The organism is Stenotrophomonas sp. B1-1, from assembly GCF_010894375.1.
Lineage (GTDB): Bacteria > Pseudomonadota > Gammaproteobacteria > Xanthomonadales > Xanthomonadaceae > Stenotrophomonas.
This window is the reverse complement of record NZ_JAAIUZ010000007.1, coordinates 78,458-94,366: the sequence shown is the minus strand read 5'-3', so window position 1 is coordinate 94,366 and position 15,909 is coordinate 78,458. Positions and strand designations below refer to the sequence as shown.

Annotated in this window: 13 protein-coding genes; 5 read left to right on the top strand and 8 right to left on the bottom strand. The window is 66.5% G+C overall.

The features are described 5' to 3' along the window. Window positions 1-18: 18 nt before the first annotated feature. The 6 genes from G4G00_RS06380 to G4G00_RS06355 all read right to left on the bottom strand — a co-directional run bounded on the left by G4G00_RS06380 (window position 19) and on the right by G4G00_RS06355 (window position 8,697). Window positions 19-729 carry a response regulator transcription factor gene (locus tag G4G00_RS06380; RefSeq protein WP_234412688.1) on the bottom strand — a complete coding sequence of 237 codons (711 nt, stop codon included), beginning with the start codon at window positions 727-729 and terminating at the stop codon, window positions 19-21. Window positions 730-739: 10 nt separating this feature from the next. Then, a complete protein-coding gene (locus G4G00_RS06375; RefSeq protein WP_164271968.1) occupies window positions 740-3,382 on the bottom strand; it encodes a sensor histidine kinase KdpD in 2,643 nt (880 codons plus the stop codon). A 71-nt stretch (window positions 3,383-3,453) separates the two neighbouring features. Further along, window positions 3,454-4,080: a potassium-transporting ATPase subunit KdpC gene (kdpC, locus tag G4G00_RS06370; RefSeq protein WP_164271966.1), complete on the bottom strand. Its 627-nt coding sequence runs from the start codon at window positions 4,078-4,080 to the stop codon at window positions 3,454-3,456. 9 nt (window positions 4,081-4,089) lie between these two features. Continuing rightward, window positions 4,090-6,138 (bottom strand): potassium-transporting ATPase subunit KdpB, encoded by a 2,049-nt coding sequence (gene kdpB, locus G4G00_RS06365; protein ID WP_240336091.1) that lies wholly within the window; start codon window positions 6,136-6,138, stop codon window positions 4,090-4,092. A 25-nt stretch (window positions 6,139-6,163) separates the two neighbouring features. Further along, window positions 6,164-7,897, bottom strand: a complete 1,734-nt coding sequence (kdpA, locus tag G4G00_RS06360; protein WP_164271960.1) for a potassium-transporting ATPase subunit KdpA — start codon at window positions 7,895-7,897, stop codon at window positions 6,164-6,166. A gap of 71 nt (window positions 7,898-7,968) precedes the next feature. Next, window positions 7,969-8,697 (bottom strand): TorF family putative porin, encoded by a 729-nt coding sequence (locus G4G00_RS06355; protein ID WP_108754227.1) that lies wholly within the window; start codon window positions 8,695-8,697, stop codon window positions 7,969-7,971. Between the two features lie 255 nt (window positions 8,698-8,952). On the opposite strand from G4G00_RS06355, the gene G4G00_RS06350 reads away from it, so the two are divergent. The 3 genes from G4G00_RS06350 to G4G00_RS06340 all read left to right on the top strand — a co-directional run bounded on the left by G4G00_RS06350 (window position 8,953) and on the right by G4G00_RS06340 (window position 10,632). After that, window positions 8,953-9,354, top strand: coding sequence for a hypothetical protein (locus G4G00_RS06350; RefSeq protein WP_108754228.1), 402 nt, complete (start codon window positions 8,953-8,955; stop codon window positions 9,352-9,354). Window positions 9,355-9,357: 3 nt separating this feature from the next. Next, on the top strand, window positions 9,358-9,804 hold the full coding sequence (locus tag G4G00_RS06345) for a 3-dehydroquinate dehydratase (RefSeq protein WP_108754229.1): 447 nt from the start codon (window positions 9,358-9,360) through the stop codon (window positions 9,802-9,804). 426 nt (window positions 9,805-10,230) lie between these two features. Then, complete coding sequence (locus tag G4G00_RS06340; RefSeq protein ID WP_164271957.1) at window positions 10,231-10,632, top strand: hypothetical protein; 402 nt, start codon at window positions 10,231-10,233, stop codon at window positions 10,630-10,632. 111 nt (window positions 10,633-10,743) lie between these two features. Here G4G00_RS06340 and G4G00_RS06335 read toward each other — a convergent pair whose 3' ends face one another. Then, on the bottom strand, window positions 10,744-11,442 hold the full coding sequence (locus G4G00_RS06335; RefSeq protein ID WP_164271954.1) for an Abi family protein: 699 nt from the start codon (window positions 11,440-11,442) through the stop codon (window positions 10,744-10,746). Between the two features lie 386 nt (window positions 11,443-11,828). Next, a complete protein-coding gene (gene glmS, locus G4G00_RS06330; protein WP_108754230.1) occupies window positions 11,829-13,667 on the bottom strand; it encodes a glutamine--fructose-6-phosphate transaminase (isomerizing) in 1,839 nt (612 codons plus the stop codon). A 201-nt stretch (window positions 13,668-13,868) separates the two neighbouring features. On the opposite strand from glmS, the gene G4G00_RS06325 reads away from it, so the two are divergent. Next, window positions 13,869-15,152 carry an efflux RND transporter periplasmic adaptor subunit gene (locus G4G00_RS06325; protein WP_108754231.1) on the top strand — a complete coding sequence of 428 codons (1,284 nt, stop codon included), beginning with the start codon at window positions 13,869-13,871 and terminating at the stop codon, window positions 15,150-15,152. A gap of 24 nt (window positions 15,153-15,176) precedes the next feature. After that, window positions 15,177-15,899 carry an ABC transporter ATP-binding protein gene (locus G4G00_RS06320; RefSeq protein ID WP_108754232.1) on the top strand — a complete coding sequence of 241 codons (723 nt, stop codon included), beginning with the start codon at window positions 15,177-15,179 and terminating at the stop codon, window positions 15,897-15,899. Window positions 15,900-15,909 lie beyond the last annotated feature (10 nt).

Below are 15,909 nucleotides of genomic sequence, written 5' to 3'. Positions count from 1 at the left end.
GCAGCACCGGCGCCGTTGTCAGCCGCTGCCGTGGAACTGCAGCCCCACCCCGGGCAGCGTCTGGATGTAACGCGGTGCGGCGGCGCTGTCGCCGATCTTCGGCCGCAGGCGTGCCAGCAGGATGCGGATGTAGTGCGCATCGCGGTTGTGGGTGGGGCCCCATATGCCGGTCAGGATGACCGGCTGGGTCACCACCCGCCCGGCGTTGCGGGCCAGCAGCAGAAGCAGCGCGTACTCCTTGCGCGACAGCGCAAGGGGGCTGCCCTGGAAGGTGACCACGTGGGTCTGGTCGTCGATGCACAGGCAACCGTCGTCGAAGCGGAACGGCTCATCGCCGCTGCGGCTGGCCGAGCGCAGCAGCACCCGGATTCGCGCCATCAGTTCATCGATGCCGAACGGCTTGGTGACGTAGTCATGTGCACCGCCATCGAGCGCGGCCACTTTCTCGCGCTCACCGGCGCGGGCCGTCAGCATGATCACCGGCGCCGGCGAAAACGCCCGCAACTGGGCCAGCACCGCGTGCCCGTCCATGTCGGGCAGGCCGACATCCAGCACCACGATATCCACGCTGCAGCTGCGGGCCACGTCCAGCCCGCCCTGCCCGTTCTCGGCCAGCAGCACCGTATAGCCCTGCGCACGCAGGCTGATCTGCAGGAAGCGACGGATATGCGGCTCATCATCGATGACCAGCACGTTGATGCCCGATTCCACGGCGGCAATCTGCGTCACATCGGGTTCCTCATGCCGCCGTGGGCCGCAGCATCGGCAGGGTGATGCGGATGACCGTGCCCACGCCATCCGGCCCGGCAAACGCTTCAACCGATCCGCCATGCGCGCCGATCATGCCCTGCGCGATCGTCAGGCCCAGCCCGGTGCCCTTGCGGTTCCTGTCGCCACGCTCGACGCTGTAGAACATGTCGAAGATGCGCTTGCGCTCGTCTTCGGGAATGCCGGGGCCACGATCGCGCACGTCGATCTGCAGGTTGCCGCCAAGCAGGCGAGCGGACACATCCACCGCCGCGCCCGGTGGTGAGAACTTCGCGGCGTTCTCCAGCACATTGAACAGCCCCTGTTCGACCAGCGCCGGATGCACCCAGATGGGCGGCACGTCCGCGGCGATGGCCACATCCAGCGTGACCCCCGGCTGGTACCGGCGCAGACGCCCGGCGGCCGATCCGATCAGCTCATCCACGCCCACCCAGTCCCGGTTCAACGTCAGCCCATCGTGGCCCAGCCGGGTCATGTCCAGCAGGTTCTGGATGTAGCGGTCCAGCCGATCGCCCTCCTCCAGGATGGTGTCCAGCAGGTTCGCCTTGTCCTCGGCCGACAGCGCATCGGGATAGCTCACCAGGCTGCTGGCCGAACCAATCATCGACGCCAGCGGCGAGCGCAGGTCGTGCGACACCGACGACAGCAGCGCCGAGCGCAGGCGCTCGGTTTCATTGCTCACCCGCGCGCCCTCCAGATCGGCCACCAGCCGGGTGCGCATGATGGCCTGGGTCACATCGTCGATCATCGCTTCGGCAAGGCGGCGCTGCTCGGGCGCCAGGCGCGCGGTGTCCTCGCCCCAGCGCAGCCCCATCACCCCCACCACGGTGCGGTTGGCCAGCAGCGGAACGAACCACCACGGCGAGGCGGCCAGCGTGTCGGTGAAGCGCCCGGCTTGCTGGCGGTGCGCCAATGACCAGTCCGCCGCCGCCCGATCGGTGCCCTGCAGCAGCGTACCGGGCGACTGCTCGGTGCGATCGGCGGACTGGATCCACACCGCAACCCCCAGGCTGCGTTCCATCGCAATGCGCCCCACATGCAGCACCTGGCCCAGGTCGGCCGCGCTGCTCAGGCCGCGCCCCAGCCGTTCCATCATCGTGGCCTGCGCATTGACCGCACGCAGCGCCAGGATCTGCGCGCGCAGCCGGGTGGCCAGGCTGCCACAGACCAGTGCGGCCACCAGGAAGATGACCACCGTGGCCACGCCGCGGTTGGCGCTGATGCTGAAGGTGAAGGTGGGTTCGATGAAGAAGAAGTTGTAGCTGAAGAAGCACAGCGCCGCGGTGCCAACCACGCCCAGCATGCTGGTGCGGGTGGCCACCAGGATCACCGCCACGATGAAGACCATCGACATGTCGTCGATTCCGAGCCACCGCTGCGCCATCCACGCAGCCACGATCGCCCCCAACGTGGCCAGCACGGCGGCGGTCAGATCGTGCCGCAGCAGCGAACGGTCGGGAATGCGCAGGCGGCGGCGCGCACGCGCACGTGCTTCGGGCGAGCTGATGATGACCAGTTCGTAATGCGCACCGCGCTGCAGCAGTTGCTGGGTCAGCGTGCGGTTGATCATGCGGGCCAGTGGCCGCTCGCGGGTGCGGCCCACGATCAGCGTGGACGCACCGCAGCGTTCGGCGTGGTCCAGCAACGCATCGGCCACGTGGGTGCCATGCACCACTTCGGCGTCCGCACCCAGGCTGCGTGCCAGTGCGAAGGCACGGTCCTGCTCGGCCTGGCGCGTGGCGTCAACCGGCTTGCCCGACTGCACCGTCACCACCGTCCAGGGCGCATCACGGCGCTGGGCGATCCTGCGCCCCGCGCGCACCATGTATTCCGATGCGCCCATGCCATCGATGGCGATCAGCACCCGGTTGCGCAGCGCAATGCCGGGCAGGCCGCGTGCGATCTGCGATTCGCGCAGGTCTTCTTCCACGTGGTCGGCCGCGGTCTGCATGGCCAGTTCGCGCAGCGCCGCCAGGTTGGACGGCGAAAAGAATGCCTGCAAAGCGTGGGTCGCCTGCTCGGGCAGGTAGACCTTGCCCTGGTTCAGGCGTTCGATCAGTTCGCGCGCGGGAAGGTCGACCAGGCGGATGTCGCGCAGGCGGTCGAACACCGCATCGGGCACGGTTTCGCTGACGCGGATGCCGGTGATGCGATGGACGACGTCGTTCAGGCTTTCCAGGTGCTGGATGTTGATCGTGGTGTAGACATCGATGCCCGCATCCAGCAGATCGATCACATCCTGCCAGCGCCGTTCATGGCGGCTGCCCGGTACGTTGCGATGGGCCAGCTCATCGATCAACGCCACCTGCGGACGGCGCGCCAGGATCGCATCGACATCCAGTTCCTGCAGCTTGCGGCCCTGGTATTCAATGCGCCTGCGCGGAATCAGCTCCAGCCCGTCCACCAGCGCGGCGGTTTCGGAGCGGCCGTGGGTTTCGACGATGCCCACCACCAGGTCGATGCCTTGGCGGCGCAGCTCGCGTGCGCGCGACAGCATGGCGTAGGTCTTGCCCACGCCGGGCGCGGCGCCCAGGAAGACGGTCAGGTGGCCGCTGTTCTGCCGGCGCAGTTCGCCCGCCAGCGCATCGGCCTTGGCGTTGCGGTCATCGTTCATGGGCAGGTTCCATCAGGTGTGCGCAGGCCCCTGTGCGTGCACAGGGGCGGCTCGATCCGCGCGTGCCGCGCTCAGTTCCGGGTCGGGGCCGGTGCCACCTGGTCCAGCGCCAGGTTGAGCTCCAGCACGTTCACGTGCGGCGCACCGTAGAGGCCGAAGCGCATGCCTTCGGTGTGCCTGGCCAGCAAGGCCTGCACATCGGCAGCCTGCATGCCGCGTGCTTTGGCCACGCGCTGCACCTGGATCTGCGCGGCCTGCGGCGAGAGATGCGGATCGATGCCGCCACCGGACTGGGTCACCAGGTCGCTGGGCACCGCCTCCGGCGCCACGCCGTCGCGCGCCGCCACGGCCGCGCGGGTCTCGTCCACCCGCTTGCGCAGGTCCGGGTTGGTGCGGGCCTGGTTGCTGCCGGCCAGCGCCATCACGTCGTACGACGCGGCCGACGGGCGCGACTGGAAGTAGCGGTCATCGGCAAACGGCTGCGCCACCAGTGACGAACCGACCACCTTGCCGTCGCGCTCGATCAGGCTGCCACTGGCGGCGGCCGGGAACATCAGTTTCCCCAGGTTCGTGGCCGCCAGCGAGTAGACGAAACCAAAGCCCAGCAGCGAGGTGATCGCCAGGCCGATGGATGCGCGCCAGACACCACTGCGCGTGGGAGCGGAGTGCGACGAAGCGTGTTCAATGATGTTGTTCATGGCAGGTCCTCAGGCACCGAACACGGCGGCCAGCGCCATGTCGATCAATTTGATGGCCGGGAACGGCAGCAGCACGCCACCCAGGCCGTACACCAGTACATTGCGGCGCAGCAGCGCGGTGGCGCTGGCGGCACGGAAGCGCACACCGCGCAGGGCCAGCGGAATCAGGATCGGAATGATGATCGCGTTGAAGATCAGCGCGGCCACCACCGCATGGGTCGGGCTGGACAGGTGCATCACGTTCAGCGCGGCCATCGAAGGAACGGCGGCGAACATCGCCGGCAGGATGGCGAAGTACTTGGATACGTCATTGGCCAGCGAGAACGTGGTCAGCGCGCCGCGGGTGATCAACTGCTGCTTGCCCACTTCAACTACCTGCAGCAGCTTGGCCGGATCCGAATCCAGGTCGACCATGTTGCCCGCTTCCTTGGCCGCCTGCGTGCCCGAATTCATCGCCAGGCCGACGTCGGCCTGCGCCAGCGCCGGCGCATCGTTGGTGCCGTCGCCAACCATCGCGACCAGGCGCCCCGAGGCCTGCTCCTGGCGGATGCGGGCCAGCTTGTCTTCCGGGCGTGCCTCGGCGATGTAGTCATCCACGCCCGCTTCGGCAGCGATGGCCGCGGCGGTCAGCGGGTTGTCGCCGGTGATCATCACCGTCTTGATGCCCATCGCACGCAGCTGCGCGAACTTTTCCTTGATGCCGTGCTTGACCACGTCGGACAGTTCGATCACCCCCAGCAGGTGGCGACCATCGGCCACCACCAGTGGCGTCGCACCATTGCGGGCTACCTGCTCCACGCGCGCCGACAGTTCCGGCGACGGCTCCGAGCCCAGCGACTGCGCGTACTTCACCATGGCGTCGATGGCGCCCTTGCGGATGGCACGCACCTGGCCATCGGCCAGATTCAGATCGACACCGGACATGCGGGTGTGCGCACTGAACGGCACGAAGTGCGCGTTGGTCGGCTCTTCGATGGGCGTGTTCGGCTGGCGGGCCAACTTGACGATCGACTTGCCTTCCGGGGTCGGGTCGGCCAGCGAGGACAGCAGGGCCGCTTCGCGCAGGCGCTGCATGTCCACGCCCGCCAGCGGATGGAACGCCGTGGCCTGGCGATCGCCGTGGGTGATGGTGCCGGTCTTGTCCAGCAGCAGCACGTCCACGTCACCGGCCACTTCCACCGCCTTGCCCGATTTGGCCAGCACGTTGGACGACAGCGCGCGGTTCATGCCGGCAATGCCGATGGCCGGCAGCAGGCCACCGATGGTGGTCGGGATCAGGCAGACCAGCAACGCGACCAGCAGCAGCGGGTCCAGCGAAATACCCACGAAACCGGCGATGGACGGCAGGGTCAGCACCACGATCAGGAAGGTCAGCGTCATGGTGACCAGCAGCAGGCCCAGCGCGATCTCGTTCGGGGTCTTCTGCCGGTTGGCACCTTCCACCAGCGAGATCATGCGGTCCAGGAAGCTGTTGCCTGGTTCGACGGTTACCCGCACCACGATTTCGTCGGACAGCACCTTGGTGCCACCGATCACGCCGGAGCGGTCGGTACCGGCCTCACGCAGTACCGGTGCCGATTCGCCGGTCACCGCCGATTCGTTGATGGTGGCCAGGCCACGGATGATTTCGCCGTCGGCGGGCACGATCTCGCCCGCCGACACCACCACCAGATCGTCCGGGCGCAGTTCGGCGGCCGGCACCGAGACCGCGCTGGCCGGCATGGCCGCATCGCTGGTCCTGCGTGCCACCAGATCCTTGCGCGCACGGCGCAGCGAGGCGGCCTGGCCGCGACCGCGCGCTTCGGCCACTGCCTCGGCGAAGTTGGCGAACAGCACGGTGACCAGCAGCAGTGCGGTAACCGCCCAGCCGGTACCGGTGGCGGCCTTGCCGGTAATGGTCAGGCCCGCCGTGAGCAGGGTGCCCAGCCACACCACGGCCATCACCGGGTTGCGGAAGGCATGGCCAGGCGACAGCTTGGCGAAGGACGCAATGACAGCGGCCTTGAACCCGGCCGCATCCAGCAGCGCCGGGCGACCGGGGCGATGCCCGGTGTGCATGGAAGTATCAGTCATTGGGAAATCCTCAGAAGGCCTTGAGCGCCAGGTGATCGGCGATGGGGCCCAGCACCAGAACCGGCATGAACTGAAGCAGGGTCAGGATGACGACCACCGCGATCAGGGTGAGTGCGAAGGTGGGCGTTTCCACGTGCAGCGTGCCCGGGCTTTCCGGAACGGCACGCTTGCGCGCCAACATCGCCGAAATGACCAGCGGGATGATCAGTGCCGGGTAGCGACCCAGCGCCAAAACCACCGCACAGGTCAGGTTCCACCAGTAGGTGGCATCGCCCAGACCTTCGAAGCCGGAGCCGTTGTTGGCAAAGGCCGAAGTGAATTCATAGAACACCTGGCTGATGCCGTGGAAGGACGGGTTGGAATTGCCGGTCAGGCTGGGCACGGCCAGGGTGATGGCGGTGAGGGACAGCAGAACCAGCGGCTGCAGCAGCACCAGCACGGCCAGCAGTTTCACTTCCGGCGCTTCGATCTTGCGGCCGAACAGTTCCGGGGTGCGGCCGGTCATCAGGCCGGCCAGGAACACGCTCAGCAACAGATAGACCAGGAACTGCTGCAGGCCGCAGCCGATGCCACCCCAGATGGAGTTGACCAGCATGTTGCCGATCGTGACCAGGCCGGTCAGCGGCGCCAGCGAATCGTGCATCGCGTTGACCGAGCCGTTGGAGGTCTGCGTGGTCAACGCCGCCCACAGCGCCGATGCGTCGGCGCCGAAGCGCACTTCCTTGCCCTCCATCAGCGCAATGTCCGTACTGGTGGACGACAGTGATTCAGACCACAGGGCCACGCCGGTGGAAACCAGCGACATCGCCAGCATGGTGCCGACCACCAGCGCGGTGAAGCGGCGGCGCCCGGTGAAGGCGCTGACCATGAAGGCGATGCTGACCGGAATCAGGATCAGGGCCAGGGTTTCCAGCAGGTTGGAAAGGGCAGTCGGGTTTTCCAGCGGCACGGCACTGTTGGGGCCGTACCAGCCACCGCCATTGGTGCCCAGCTGCTTGGCCGCCACCATCGAGGCCACCGGCCCCAACGGAATCTTCTGCTCGGCCATGCCCGCAGATGCGTCGATGGGTGTGGCCACCGGACCGCCATCGAACGTGGACGGCACGCCCTGCCAGGTCAGCAGCAGCGACCACAGCAGGCACAGCGGCAGCATCAGGCGCACGGCCGGGCGGATGACATCGGCCCAGTAGTTGCCCAGGTCGGGTTCGCCATCGCTGGCAGCGACCGACGTCGCGCGATCGTTGCCCGCAGCGGCCAGCACATCGCGCCTGCGCCCGCCGAACAGGCCGCGCAGGGTTGCCACCACCAGGGCCAGGCCCATCATCGGGGTGATCACCTGCAGGCCAACGATGCCGGTCATCTGCGCGAAGTAGGACAACTGCGCCTGGCCGGAATAATGCTGCTGGTTGGTGTTGGTCAGGAACGAGACCATGGTGTGCAGCGCCAGGTCCCAGCGCATGTTCGGCGCGTTGTTGGGGTTCAGCGGCAACCAGGCCTGGGTCATGAAGATGGCCAGGGTCAGCACGGCCAGTACCAGGTTGCTGACCAGGAACGCCGTAACGTACTGCTTCCAGCCCATACCCTGGCCAGGCGCAACGCCCAGGATGCGATAGAGCGGCCGTTCGATCAGGCCAAACACGCGGTCACCCCACATGGGGTTGCCACGCATCACCGCCGCCAGATAGCGGCCAATCGGCCAGCCCAGCAACAGGGCCAGCGCAATTACGGAAAGGAACTCGAACATGGGATGTCCCACCTTGTTGTGGTTGGATCGCCGTGCGCGCGGGGGCGCCTGCCAGCGATGCCGGACTCAGTTCAGAACGACGCCTGCAGCGCGGCTTCGACGCGCGAACCCGCCAGATCGGGGAAGATGCGCTTGGCCGCCGAATCGGTGGCGTGCGCGGTCACGCGCAGTTCGAACGGCGCCTTGAAGGCCCAGATGCCGCTCAGTTGGCCGTGCGTGTAGCTGTCGTTGTAGGCGTCTTCCAGCCAGTAATGGCCCACGGCGGCCTCGAAGCGCACGCTGTCGCTGACCGGCAGTCGCGCGCCCAGCTGCGCGTACACGCCGCGCTCGTCGGTGGCCAGTGCATCGGGCGAGTACGCCACCTGCAGCCAGTAGTTCTGCTTCCAGGTCACGGTGCTGTTCAACTCGGTCCAGTTCAGATCCACCGTGGTGGACGGGTACCGGTAGTGGGTCAGGTTGACGTCCAGCGCCCAATCGTCGGACAGGCCACCGGACCAGCCGGCAATGAAATCCAGCTCGCTGCTGGCATGGGTCTCCGGCGCGAATTCGACGTTGGAGCCCCAGACCGACGCGTACCAGCCCGATTCGGCGCTGGCCTTGAAGCCGGCCTGCGCGGCCGCATCGCCCTGGGTCTGGCTGGAACCGCGCCACACATAATCATTGGCAATGGCGGCCGAGCCGGACACGGTGGCCGCATGGCTGCTGAGCGCGGTGCCGGCGAACAGGACAAGGCCGGCCAGGCTACGGATGGCAATGACCTGGGCGCTGACGCGCTGGCCCGGGAAGAGGTGCAGAGACATGGAATGACAACTCACAGGATGGCTGTTCAGCCGATGCGAAAATTGTCGAATCGATGCCTGTAAAAAGCCCATTCCCGCGTTGATACGCCGCGTAAAATCTTCATAAAATTTCACGCCCCGCTGGCGACGATGCAGCGCGCCGCGCCGGCCGTTACGTTGATTTTATGCAGGGGAGGCAGAACACGGCTGGCGATTTTACGTAGCCCACCGCGACCATGGCATCACCGCACCGCAGGGTGTGAAACCAGAACCGCCATGACCGTGATCGTGATTCGCCACGCAACCCCCAGCAGTGTGCCGCCGAGCCTGCCTGCGCACGTGGGCAACCATCCCGTGGTCTGCAAAGACTGCAGTGGCGTGGAAGAGATTCGCCAGTGTCTGTGCCAGATCGACGCCCAGCCCCGCGACTGGGTGGTGCTGGAACTGGGTGCCGTGGACGAGCAGCAATGGTGCGAACAGGCCGCCGCGCTGGGCCACGCGCTGGACCAGTTGCCGGCGCAGTACATTGAAGTCCAGGCCACCTGCGAACTGGATCTGCAGTCGCGGCTGCGCCTGCAGCATGCACCGGCCGCCGTGGTGGTCGACCATCGCAACGCGCAGGGCGGCTACCCGCTCTCGCTGGGCATCATCCGCCACCGTCTGGCCATGGAGGCCTGAGCCATGTCGATCTTCATCATTCGTGGTCCGGAAGCCAGTGGCCGTCTGATCCGCACGGCCGCACCGCTGCCCAGCCCGGTATTGAAAGCGCTGGTGGAACGCGCGATCGATGCCGGCACCACCATCGCCATCCGCGCGTGCGGTTCCGAACAGGAACTGCTGGACGCACTGCGCGTGGCTGACCACAGCCGCGGCGAGATCACCCTGCTCGACCCCGGTGCGTGCGCCGACAGCACCCGCCTGCAGCGCCTGCTGCCGCACCTGCATAACGCCTATGTGGAAGTGCACGACGATGGCGCGCAGCGCGAGACCTGCATTCCCGCCGGTGCGGGGCGCCGGCTGGCGGTGGCCAGTGGTTACGGTGCGCAGAGCTATGCGTTGGGGCTGGAGATAGCGCTGGAACACCTGGGGCTGGCCGAAGACAGCAACCGCTTCCACGTGGGGACCTGAGCCGCGTCTGGCGGATCTGTAGCGTCGAGCCATGCTCGACGAACGGTCGGGAATCGGTGTCGCAATCGGCGCGCCGCCGCGTGCGTGTGCCGCGCATCGGCGTATTGCAACATTTTCGATCTTTCCAACTTTCCTCATTGGCGGGCAAGGCGACCCATGCGAAATATGGGTGGCCACCGAAAACGGGTGGCACGGGCTTGCAATCCCGTGGGTAGTTTCTGCTGGTTACGCTTGCCTGTCGGCGTCGCCCATTCCCTGTGGGTGGCGTCGGCAGGCACTCTGTCCGCGCGCCTATGGCGGGCGGTGCGTGGGGGCCTCGTGCCCGCCGGCTTTTGCAGAAGCTCCCCGGTATTGCAACCACGCACCGTCCGCCACCCTTGCTGTTAAGCGGGGTGGCTTCTTTGCCGCATGCAGAAGGAAGCCGCCATGAGCACCTCGCGATACCCGTACCTGTTCGCCACCCTGGGCGAGGCCGCCAACACCCTGCCCGATGAGCTTGCCCAACCGCTGGAAACCACGCTTGCCGCCCAGCAGACCGATGCGGGCATCACCCTGCTGGGCAGCCTGCAGCGCATCCGCCAGGTAGATGCCGCCGATGGCCAGCCGCTGCAGCGCAAGGGGCGCAGCACCGGCCAGTGCATGGCACTGGCGCGCATCAATCGCGCCAACGCCGGGCTGACGCTGCTGCTGGAACTGCTGCACGCCAGCGAGCGCGTACGCGTGGATGGCGACGAAGCGCAGCAGATCGGCAACGATGTGCGCGAAGGCCTGCTGCTGGCGTGCCGTGGCCTGGCTGAGTATGTGGATGTGCAGGTGCACGCGGCCTGAGGCATGCCGCCGGGCATGGCCCGGCGCTACCGATGGTGGCCGCGTAGTGCTGCTTCTTCTACCTGCGAAGCTATGGCGGGCGGTACGGCCTCGTTGTCGCATACCTGTCCGTCAGGGGCACCACAAGGCATGCGTATCCCAGCCAGTGTCGGCCCCGAAGGCCTGCACCCGCGCGTGGCTGCTCAGTCCACCCTTAAGGTGCGCGTCCACCCTATCTCGCCAGCTCGCTTCATCAGCGGCAGTGGCGACGAGCAACTTTCGAAGAATCAGAAGCAGAAAGAACGCCCGCTTCACAGGAAATCGCGCTTCGCGTTCAGACCAGCCGACCGAGCGCGGACGCGTAGCGCTCACACCCAATTCCTTGTTCCAAAGGCGACCGTGGTGGGCAACCACGTTGCGCGCAACGCTGGTCACATGCAGCCAGTTTTGAAGTACGGGTGCTGCGACACCTGCATCATGTGCGATCAACTTCTGCTCGCGTCCTCGCAGCGCTCCGTAGAATCGCGACAGCGAGCCCAAGGACATGATCTCTGTCGCCATCCAGATGGGGACTTTGGGGAATGCAGGGCTGGTGTATTTGCTCTGATAGTGGCGGATGAAGACCTCTTTGGATCGTTGGATCTCTTTGAAGATTCCTTCAATCCAGTCAGCGTGCTGAGACGCGCTGGTCGCAAAGTGCACAGAATCCAAATGCCCGAATGCTCCATAATAAAAGTGGGCGCGGTGAGGGTCGCCAATTCCCAAGCCTCTCGCAGACAGTTGATCCAGCTGTTCGTCAATCGAAAGAGGCGGCTTTACGTATTGGGTCATCCTGACGCACAAAAGAACGGCCAAAAAAAAAAACCGCCAATTTGAGCATGTCGCGACGGTGCGCGTCAGAGGCGTGGCGGGTGTGTTGGGATCAGCTTAGTGCCTGCGTCCAGGTCGAACAAGTGCCACCATCGGTTGAACCCAGCGGGTGCAATGACGTGGGCAGGCCAAGGCACGCAGCGCCGCCTCGCCCTCACAGGGTTTCAGGGGTGAGCCCAACGTTTAATCATTCATGAATCCGCCACACCAGATGACGGGAAGCCCCTAAGCAAAGGCTAGAGTTCAGGCCGAAGCCGTCGCGCCGGAATATCGCTCCCCGCCGGGCATGGCCCGGCGCTACCGATGCGGGCCGGGCCGCCGTGCCCGGCGGCCACAGCCTTCCCGGCTTATTCCACCGTAACGCTCTTGGCCAGGTTGCGCGGCTTGTCCACGTCGGTGCCGCGTGCCAGCGCGGTGTGGTAGGCCAACAGCTGCACCGGAATGGTGTGCACCACCGGGCTGAGCACGCCGGCATGGCGCGGGGTGCGGATCACGTGCACGCCTTCGGACTCGTTGAAGTTGCTGTCCTGGTCGGCGAACACGAACAGTTCGCCGCCACGCGCGCGCACTTCCTGCATGTTCGATTTCACCTTTTCCAGCAGGCTGTCGTTGGGCGCGATCACCACCACCGGCATGTCTTCGTCCACCAGCGCCAGCGGGCCGTGCTTCAGCTCACCGGCCGGGTAGGCCTCGGCATGGATATAGGTGATTTCCTTCAGCTTCAGCGCACCTTCCAGTGCGATCGGGTAATGCAGACCACGGCCCAGGAACAGTGCGCTGCTCTTGCGCGCGAAGCGCTCGGCCCAGGCGGCGATCTGCGGTTCCATGTTCAGTGCGTGCTGCACGCTGCCCGGCAGGAAACGCAGCTGTTCCAGGTATTCCGCTTCCTGCGCCGCATCCACCCGGCCGTGCAGCTTGCCCAGCACCACGGTCAGCTGGAACAGCGCGGCCAGCTGGGTGGTGAAGGCCTTGGTGGACGCCACGCCGATTTCGGCGCCGGCACGGGTGTAGCAGACCAGTTCGCTGGCACGCGGAATCGCGCTTTCCGGCACGTTGCAGATCGACAGCGTGTGGGTGTGGCCCAGCGACTTGGCGTACTTCAACGCTTCCATCGTATCCAGCGTTTCGCCGGACTGGGAAATGGTCACGATCAGATGCTTGGGATTGGCATACGCCGCGCGGTAGCGGTACTCGCTGGCGATTTCCACGCTGCACGGCAGGCCGGCGATGGATTCGATCCAGTAACGCGCGGTCAGGCCCGAGTAGTAGCTGGTACCGCAGGCCAGGATCTGCACGCCTTCAATGCCGGCCAGCACGGCTTCGGCATTCTTGCCGAACAGCTCAGCCGGGAAACCACCGGCGTCGATCGCCGCTTCGATGGTGTCACCCAGCGCGCGCGGCTGCTCGTGGATTTCCTTCTGCATGAAGTGGCGGTACGGGCCCAGTTCCAGCGAGGCCAGCGACACGTCGGAAAGATGGGTATCGCGCTGCACCGGCTGGTCGTGTTCGTCGAACACCTGCACGCCATCACGGCGGATATCGGCGGTGTCGCCCTCTTCCAGGAAGATGACCTTGCGCGTGGCCGAGATCACGGCCGATACATCGGACGCGACGAAGTTCTCGCCCTCGCCCAGGCCCACCAGCAGCGGGCAGCCCATGCGCGCGCAGACGAAGTGGTCCGGCTCGGCGCGGCTGACCACGGCCAGGGCGTAGGCGCCGGTCAGTTCCTTCACCGTGCGCTGCAGCGCGCCCAGCAGGCTGTCGCCGCCCTTCAGGTGGTGGTGCATCAGGTGCGCGATCACTTCGGTGTCGGTCTGCGACTCGAAGGTGTAGCCCAGCGCGCGCAGCTTCTCGCGCTGCTCTTCGTGGTTTTCGATGATGCCGTTGTGCACCAGCGCCACGCCGTGGCTGATGTGCGGGTGCGCATTGGCCTCGGTCACCCCGCCATGGGTGGCCCAGCGGGTGTGGCCGATGCCCAGGCTGGCGTTGAAGCCTTCGGCCTCGGCGGCGGTGGCCATTTCCGAAACACGGCCGGTGCGGCGCACGCGGCGCACGTCCGGGCGCTCGCCCTGGTCGATCACCGCAATACCGGAAGAATCGTAGCCGCGGTATTCCAGTCGTTTCAGTCCTTCGATCAGTACCGGCACCACATCGCGATCAGCGATCGCACCTACGATTCCACACATGTCGCGTTTCCTTGAAGACGGTGTCGGCATTCTAGCGTGGGTGTCCGCCCTCCCCCGCCTGTCCGCTTAATGAAAGTGTCCGCCACAGTGTCCGCGGACACCCGGACACCGATCACGGCCCGCTAAACCACTGATTCATAACACCAAAAAGTTGGCACGCGACGTGCTTGGTATGGGCTACCACCGACAGGCACGCACCCGATGATCCGCGACACCTCTGCCCAGGACCAGATCGTTTCCTCCGCCCCGGCCGGCACCTCCCGCTCGGGCGCCGCTCTGCGCCGTTACCGCTGGCCGGTGCTGGGCGGGCTTGCCCTGCTGGCCGCCATCGGCTGGGCGGTGCATGCCTGGTCCAATGCCAGCCGCTCCTTCGACAGCAGCCGGGTGCGCATTGCCGAAGTGCAGCGCGGCGACCTGGTGCGCGACATCGCCGCCGACGGCCGCGTGATCGCCGCCAACAGCCCCACCCTGTACGCCATCTCGGCCGGCACCGTGGACCTGAAGGTGGTGGCCGGTGACGTGGTGAAGAAGGGCCAGGAGCTGGCGATCATCGACAGCCCGGAACTGCGCAGCAAGCTGGCCCAGGAACAGGCCACCCTGGCCGGCCTGGAAGCCGAAGCCAGCCGCGCCGCGCTGGACGCCACCCTGGCCCGCGCCAAGTCGCGCAAGGAAACCGACCAGGCCAGCATCGAAAGGCAGGCCGCCGACCGCGACCTGCAGCGCTACCAGCGCGGCTACGACGGCGGCGCGGTGCCGCAGATCGATCTGGCCAAGGCGCAGGACAGCCTGAAGAAGGCCGACATCACCCTGGCCAACGCCACCACCGACGCCCGCCTGCAGAGCCAGGGCGCCGACCTGGATGCGCGCAACAAGCGCCTGCTGGCCGACCGCCAGAAGGCCGTGGTGGCCGAAGTGCAGCGCCAGGTGGACGCACTGACCCTGCGCGCCCCGTTCGATGGCCAGGTGGGCCAGGTGCAGGCCACCCAGGCCACCAACCTGGCGGCCAACGCGCCGGTGCTGGGCGTGGTGGACCTGTCCAAGTTCGAAGTGGAGATCAAGGTGCCGGAAAGCTTCGCCCGCGACCTGGCCATCGGCATGCCGGCGCAGCTGACTGGCGGCAACGGCAAGCCGTTCGCCGGCGAGATCAGCGCCGTCTCGCCGGAGGTGGTGAACGGTGAAGTGAACGCCCGCGTGCGCTTTGCCGCCGCACAGCCCGAAGGTTTGCGCCAGAGCCAGCGCATGTCGGTGCGCGTGCTGCTGGATACGCGCCGGAACGTAATGAAGGTCGAGCGTGGCCCGTTCGTGGAACAGGGCAACGGCGTGGCCTATGTAATGGACGGCCGCACTGCGGTGCGCCGACCGGTGGAGCTGGGCGTCAGCAGCCTGGGCGAAGTGGAAATCAAGTCGGGTGTGCAGCCGGGCGACCGCATCGTGGTCTCCGGCAGCGACCTGTTCAAGGACGCCGAACGCGTCTCCGTCAACTGACACATCCTGGAGAGAGGACACCCCATGTACATGCTCGAAATGCGTTCGGTCGCCAAGGTCTTCCGCACCGAACAGGTGGAAACCCACGCACTGCGCTCACTGGAACTGCAGGTGAAGGAAGGCGAATTCATGGCCGTCACCGGCCCGTCCGGCTCCGGCAAGACCACCTTCCTCAACATTGCCGGCCTGCTGGAAACCTTCACCAGCGGCACCTATCTGCTGGACGGCCAGGACGTGAGCACGCTGGGCGATGATGCGCGCAGCCGCCTGCGCAACCAGAAGATCGGCTTCATCTTCCAGGGCTTCAACCTGATTCCCGACCTGAACCTGTTCGACAACGTGGATGTGCCGCTGCGCTACCGCAAGATGAGCGCCAACGAGCGCCGCGAGCGCATTGAAAAGGCGCTGACCCAGGTCGGCCTGGGCTCGCGCATGAAGCACTACCCCAACGAACTGTCCGGCGGCCAGCAGCAGCGCGCGGCGATTGCCCGTGCCCTGGCTGGCAGCCCGCGCCTGCTGCTGGCCGACGAACCGACCGGCAACCTGGACACGCAGATGGCACGCGGGGTGATGGAGCTGCTGGAAGAGATCAACGCCGCCGGCACCACCATCGTCATGGTCACCCATGATCCGGAACTGGCCGCGCGCGCGCAGCGCAACGTACACATTGTCGACGGCCAGGTGACCGACCTGGTGCGTGAGCCGGTGCTGGCCACGCCGCGCCGCATCGTTGCCGTGAACGAGTGAGGGCCTGACC